Consider the following 2,492-nt stretch of genomic DNA (forward strand, 5'->3'; position numbering starts at 1 on the left):
TGTTGATTGCCACTGAGAACTGACCCTCTGAGGGCGTAAATTTTCACTGAGATTTGACCCATGTTTTGATCGTTCCCAGGCTGTTTGCCGGGGGACATTGGAGTGATCGACATGGCGTTATTGAGCGTAATCCGGCGCTGGCATTTCCGTGAGGGAGTGCCGATCCGGGAGATTGAGCGACGCACGGGATTGTCCCGCAATACCATCCGCAAGTATCTGCGGGCCGACACGGTGGACCCCAAGTTCAGGGTTCCGGTGCGGCCCAGCAAGCTGGATGCTTTTGCGCAAAAGCTCTCCGACTGGCTGCGGGTGGAGGCGGGTAAATCGCGCAAGCAGCGGCGCACGGCCAAGCGGATGCACGCCGATCTGGTGGTGCTGGGCTATGAAGGTTCGTATGAGCGCGTCGCGGCGTTCGTGCGGGCCTGGAAGGGCGATCGGCAGCGCGAGCAACAGACCAGCGGGCGCGGCACCTTCGTGCCGCTGGTGTTCGGACCGGGCGAAGCCTTCCAGTTCGACTGGAGCGAAGACTGGGCCATCCTGGGCGGCGAGCGCACCAAGCTGCAGGTGGCCCATACCAAGCTGTCGCACAGCCGGGCGTTCATTGTTCGGGCCTATCCGCTGCAGACCCATGAGATGCTGTTCGACGCGATGACCCAGGCGTTCCGGGTTCTGGGCGGCGTTCCCCGTCGCGGCATCTTCGACAACATGAAGACCGCAGTCGACCGGATCGGCTCGGGCAAGGCCCGGCAGGTCAATGCCCGGTTCGCCGCGATGGCCAGCCATTATCTGTTCGAGCCCGAGTTCTGCAATCCGGCATCAGGATGGGAGAAGGGGCAGATCGAGAAGAATGTGCAGGATGCCCGCCGGCGCCTGTGGCAGCCACTGCCTAACTTCGCTGATCTCGATGGCTTGAACGCCTGGCTCGAAGAGCGGTGCATCGCCCAATGGGGCCAGATCGTGCATGGCAACCTTCCGGGCAGCGTGGCCGATGCGCATGCCGGTGAGGTGGCGAGCCTGATGCCCCTGGGGCGACCCTTTGACGGCTTTGTCGAACAGACAAAGCGCGTGACCCCGACGTGCCTGGTGCACTTCGATCGCAACCGTTACAGCGTGCCAGCCTCGTTCGCGAACCGCCCGGTCAGCTTGCGGATCTACCCTGAGCGGATCCTGGTCGTGGCTGAAGGCCAGATCTTGTGCGAGCACGCTCGCATCATAGATCGGTCACATCACCAGCCAGGGCGCACGGTTTATGACTGGCGGCACTATCTGGCGGTGATCCAGCGCAAGCCTGGCGCCCTGCGCAATGGGGCGCCGTTCGTCGATCTGCCCGAGGCGTTCCGGCGGTTGCAGGGGCTCCTGATCAAGCGCCCGGGTGGTGATCGGGAGATGGTGGAGATCCTGGCGCTGGTGCTGCACCACGACGAGCAGGCGGTCCTGTGTGCCGTCGAGGTCGCGCTTGAGGCGGGCGTTCCGACCAAGACCCATATCCTCAATCTTCTGCATCGACTGGTCGATGGCAAAGAGACTGCGGTGGCGTTGATCGATGCGCCTCAGGCTCTGACCCTGCGCCAGGAACCCAAAGCCAATGTGGAGCGCTACGATACGCTGCGTGGCAAGGATGTTCGCCATGCGTCATGATCCCGCCAGCGCCGCCGTTGTGGTCATGCTCCGCAGCCTCAAGATGTATGGCATGGCCCAGGCCGTGGACGAGCTGATCGAACAGGGTGCGCCCGCCTTCGATACGGCGGTGCCGACCCTGTCCCAACTGCTCAAGGCCGAACTTGCCGAGCGGGAGGTCAGGTCGATCGCCTATCACCTCAAGGGGGCCCGCTTCCCCGCCTACAAGGATCTGACCGGCTTCGACTTTGCCTCCAGCGAGATCAATGAGGCCGCAGTCCAGCAGCTGCACCGCGGCACCTTCATCGAAGGCGCGGACAATGTGGTGCTGATCGGCGGTCCCGGCACCGGCAAGACCCATGTTGCCACAGCGCTGGGCATCCAGGCGGTCCGCCACCACCACAAGAAGGTCCGCTTCTTCGCCACTGTCGACCTGGTCAATGCGCTCGAGCAGGAAAAGGCGGTGAACAAGGCGGGTCAGCTTGCTGAGCGTCTGCTGCGGCTCGACCTCATCATCCTCGATGAACTGGGCTATCTGCCGTTCAGCCCGTCAGGCGGGGCGCTGCTGTTCCATCTGCTCAGCAAGCTCTACGAGCAGACCAGCGTCATCATCACCACCAACCTCAGCTTCAGCGAATGGGCCGGCGTGTTCGGCGACGCCAAGATGACCACCGCGCTGCTCGATCGGCTCACCCATCACTGCCATATCCTCGAAACCGGCAACGACAGCTTCCGCTTCCGGGCAAGTGCTGCAGCGCCCAAAATACGAAAGGAAAAGCCTGCCACTTGACCATCCCCGCACCGCGGGAAACTATCCTACAGGCGGGTCACTTCTCAATGACAACCCCGGGTCAGTTCCAGGCGACAATCAACAC

At 62.8% G+C, this 2,492-nt stretch carries 2 protein-coding genes; both read left to right on the forward strand.

The annotated features are described in order from the left end of the window. Nucleotides 1-111: 111 nt before the first annotated feature. Nucleotides 112-1,638: an IS21 family transposase gene (istA, locus tag ABIB57_RS26780; RefSeq protein WP_354044503.1), complete on the forward strand. Its 1,527-nt coding sequence runs from the start codon at nucleotides 112-114 to the stop codon at nucleotides 1,636-1,638. Beyond that, nucleotides 1,628-2,407 (forward strand): IS21-like element helper ATPase IstB, encoded by a 780-nt coding sequence (istB, locus tag ABIB57_RS26785; protein WP_354044502.1) that lies wholly within the window; start codon nucleotides 1,628-1,630, stop codon nucleotides 2,405-2,407. Before istA ends, istB begins: the two co-directional genes overlap by 11 nt. Nucleotides 2,408-2,492 lie beyond the last annotated feature (85 nt).

Source organism: Devosia sp. UYZn731 (genome assembly GCF_040546795.1).
Classification (GTDB): Bacteria; Pseudomonadota; Alphaproteobacteria; order Rhizobiales; family Devosiaceae; genus Devosia.

What these genes read in the sequence shown, in the direction of transcription:
- istA (WP_354044503.1), top strand. Translation starts at nt 112, where the DNA reads ATGGCGTTATTGAGCGTAATCCGGCGCTGGCATTTCCGTGAGGGAGTG.
- istB (WP_354044502.1), top strand. Translation starts at nt 1,628, where the DNA reads ATGCGTCATGATCCCGCCAGCGCCGCCGTTGTGGTCATGCTCCGCAGC.